Consider the following 2,965-nt stretch of genomic DNA (forward strand, 5'->3'; position numbering starts at 1 on the left):
ATCTGGGCGACGACCATCTGGAAGGCGTGACGGCGGCGCTGGAGAAACGGCCGGCGGACTTCACGGGGCGCTGACGGGGCGCAGGCCGAAGGTCAGGGCGAACATCACGAGGCAGACGGCGCTGGACGCCGCCAGCGCGAACCCCGCCGAGGCGTCGAGGGCCAGGGCGTAGGCGGCGGGCGCGGCGGCCTGAAGGTAGCGGGCGGGCGTCAGGATCATGGCCTGACGCACGGCGTAGCGGTCCGGTCCGAAGACGTGCAGCGGCAGGACGCCGGAGGCCACGGACAGCAGGCCATTGCCGGCTCCCTGCCCCACGGCGATCGCGGCGGCGAGGCGGGGCCCTCCGACGGAGGCGATGAGGGCCCCCGCGGGGTGCAGCAAGGTCCCCAGCCGGGCCGTCGCCACCGGGTGCGAGCGGTGCAGGACGAGCAGATCGAACAGGCGCGCCCCGATGGCGCTCGCCGCCATCAGGCCCGCGGCCCAGGCGGCGCGGTCCAGGCTCATGCCGAGATCAACGAGCAGCCGGGGCAGATGGGCCCCCATGGCGGTCGAGACGAACCATGCGCCGGCGAAGATCCCCGCCATCTGCAACATCCGCCGGTCCCATATGACCGGAGCGGCCGGGGCTTCGGTGGCGCAGCGGTCCGCGCGGGGGCGTTTCGGCAGCACGGTCAGGCCGAGGGGCAGGCAGATGGCGAGATGCGCCAGCGCCCACATCAGACAGGCCGCGCGCCAGTCCCAGGCTTCGGCGGCCATGCGGCTGAGCGGCCAGCCCACCCCGCCGCCCAAGGCGCCGATCAGCGACACGGCGGTGATCGACCTGCGCGCGGCCGCGCCTTTCAGTTCGACCAGGACCGAGAAGGCCGTGCCGTAGAGACCGATCGCCATGCCGAAGCCCAGGGCTGCGATCCCGGTCAGCAGGACCCATGAGTTCAGCGCAGACCCGATCAGAAGCAGGGCCGCCGCATAGGCGACATTGGACGCGGCCAGCACCGTCCGTCCCCCGCGCCGTTCGATCAGCCGCCCGGCCCAGGGCGTCAGGACGGCGGACAACAGGAAGGCGGCGGACAGGGCGGCGAACGGAGCGGCGGGGTCGAGGCCCAGGTCCCGCGCCATGGGATCGGCGAGCACGCCGAGCAGATAGTAGCTTGAGGCGAAGGCGACGACCTGACCCAGGCCGAGAACGGGAACGACGGCGCGGGAGACGTTGAGCATGGCGCGCCATGCGGCAGTTGCCCGCGCCGGGAAAGCGACGTATCGGCCCGGGCATGTTCGATAATCTCACAGCACGCGGCCGACTTCCGTCCCTGAACGGACTGCGGGCCTTCGAGGCGATGGGCCGCACGGGCAGCGCCACCCGGGCGGCGGGCGAGCTGAACGTCACCCACAGCGCGGTCAGCCGGCAGGTGAAGGCGCTGGAGGCGGCGCTGGGGGTCCGGCTGTTCGAAGGGCCCCGGCACCGGCTGGCGCTCACCTCCGCCGGGCGAGACCTGCTGGCGGGGCTGACGACCGGCTTCGACGCCCTGGAGGCGGCCGTGCGGGCGACGCGGCGGGACCGGGAGGTCCAGGTCGCCGTCAACGCCAGCCTGGCCGTCAAATGGCTGATCCCGCGCCTGCCGGCGTTCGAGCGTCTGCACCCCGGAATCGCGGTCCATCTGAGCGATCTCGCGCCGCACGCGACCGGGCAGCGCGGGGCCGATCTGGTCGTGCGCTATCTGGGCGTCGAGGCCCTGGACCGGGAAGAGGTCGAGGTGCTGGCGCCGAACCGGATCGGTCTGGTCTGCGCCCCGGGACTGGCCCCGTCTGTCATCGCGGGCGCGATCGGGACGCGGCTGGCGGCGCGGACGCATCCGTCGGGCTGGGCGGACTGGGCGGCGGCGGCCGGACAGCCCGAGGCCAGGGGCCCGACGCGCACCCTGGCCCATCTGCATTTCGTGCTGGACGCAGCCCTGGCCGGTCTGGGCGTTGCGGTCCTGCCCTGGACGATCGTGGCCGATGACGTGACGGCGGGGCGACTGGCGGCGCCGTTCGGCTTCGTCCCCGACGGCGGCGCGCTGGCGGCCATCCGGACGGGCGAGCCGCCGGTGCGCCACGTGCGGACGTTCCTCGACTGGCTGCGGGCCGAGGCCGAGGCCTCGGCGGCGCAGGTCGAACCCTAGCCCGCCGCGGCCGGAGCCCGCATGGCGCGGGCCGCGGGGACGCCGACGGTTGCGGCGCGCGGGGCGCCGGCGGTCTGGCCGGGCTTCATGAATTTGACCAGCACCCGCTGGCCGATCAGCAGCGGCGCGTCGCCGGCGGTGACCACCACTTCCACGACGCGTTCGTCCGAACGCTGCGAGGGATCGTCCGAGGCCAGCTTGCGGGCGCCGAAGACGGCGGCGCGGCGCAGGACGGCGCCGACATAGACCTTGGACGGATCGCCCTCGGGGGTGATCTCGACGGCCTGGCCGGGGGTGATGTTGGGGATGTCGCTCTCGACGATCTCGGCGCGGGCGATGCGCGGGGCGTCGGGCTCGAGGTCGAACATGTTGGAGACGTTCAGGGTCGAGGCGCCGGCGCCGGGGTTGGCGTAGCGGCGCACGATGCGGCCCGACTGGGGCGCGCGGATCACCGTCAGCTCGACATTGTAGGCGGCCTGGTCGCGACGGGCGCGGGCGGTCTGGACGGCGGCCTGGGCGGAGCCGAGGCGAGCCTGGGCGGTGGCGATGGCGTCGCGGGCGGCGTCCATGCGCGAGGCGGCGACGAAGTTGGACGCCACCAGCTGTTGCAGGCGGTCGTGCTCGCGCTGGGCGGTGCGGACATCGACCTGAAGCGAACGCAGCTGGCTTTCGGCCTGGGCGACGTCGGCGTTGGCGCTCTGCAGGGCCAGACGGGGTTCGTCGTCCTCCTGGCGGGCGAGGATCTGGCCGGCGACGACGCGGTCGCCTTCCTGCACCAGCACCTGACGGACGACGCCGCCGCGGCG

At 74.0% G+C, this 2,965-nt stretch carries 3 protein-coding genes; 1 reads left to right on the top strand and 2 read right to left on the bottom strand.

Features of this window, described 5'->3' with window-relative positions:
* Nucleotides 1-60: 60 nt before the first annotated feature.
* On the bottom strand, nucleotides 61-1,215 hold the full coding sequence (locus V6M42_RS09525) for an MFS transporter (RefSeq protein WP_332678325.1): 1,155 nt from the start codon (nucleotides 1,213-1,215) through the stop codon (nucleotides 61-63).
* A gap of 8 nt (nucleotides 1,216-1,223) precedes the next feature.
* Here V6M42_RS09525 and V6M42_RS09530 point away from each other — a divergent pair, with 8 nt between their 5' ends.
* Entirely contained in the window at nucleotides 1,224-2,159 is a 936-nt protein-coding gene (locus V6M42_RS09530) for a LysR substrate-binding domain-containing protein (protein WP_332678326.1), read from the top strand.
* Here the strand turns inward: V6M42_RS09530 and V6M42_RS09535 are convergent.
* Nucleotides 2,156-2,965 (bottom strand): efflux RND transporter periplasmic adaptor subunit (locus V6M42_RS09535; protein WP_332678327.1); only part of this gene is annotated, 810 nt, incomplete at its 5' end. The genes V6M42_RS09530 and V6M42_RS09535 overlap by 4 nt on opposite strands.

The organism is Brevundimonas sp. (assembly GCF_036677305.1).
Lineage (GTDB): Bacteria > Pseudomonadota > Alphaproteobacteria > Caulobacterales > Caulobacteraceae > Brevundimonas.

Excerpts from the sequence above, each read along its gene's own strand:
- V6M42_RS09530 (WP_332678326.1), top strand. The coding sequence starts at position 1,224 with ATGCGGCAGTTGCCCGCGCCGGGAAAGCGACGTATCGGCCCGGGCATG.
- V6M42_RS09525 (WP_332678325.1), bottom strand. The coding sequence starts at position 1,215 with ATGCTCAACGTCTCCCGCGCCGTCGTTCCCGTTCTCGGCCTGGGTCAG.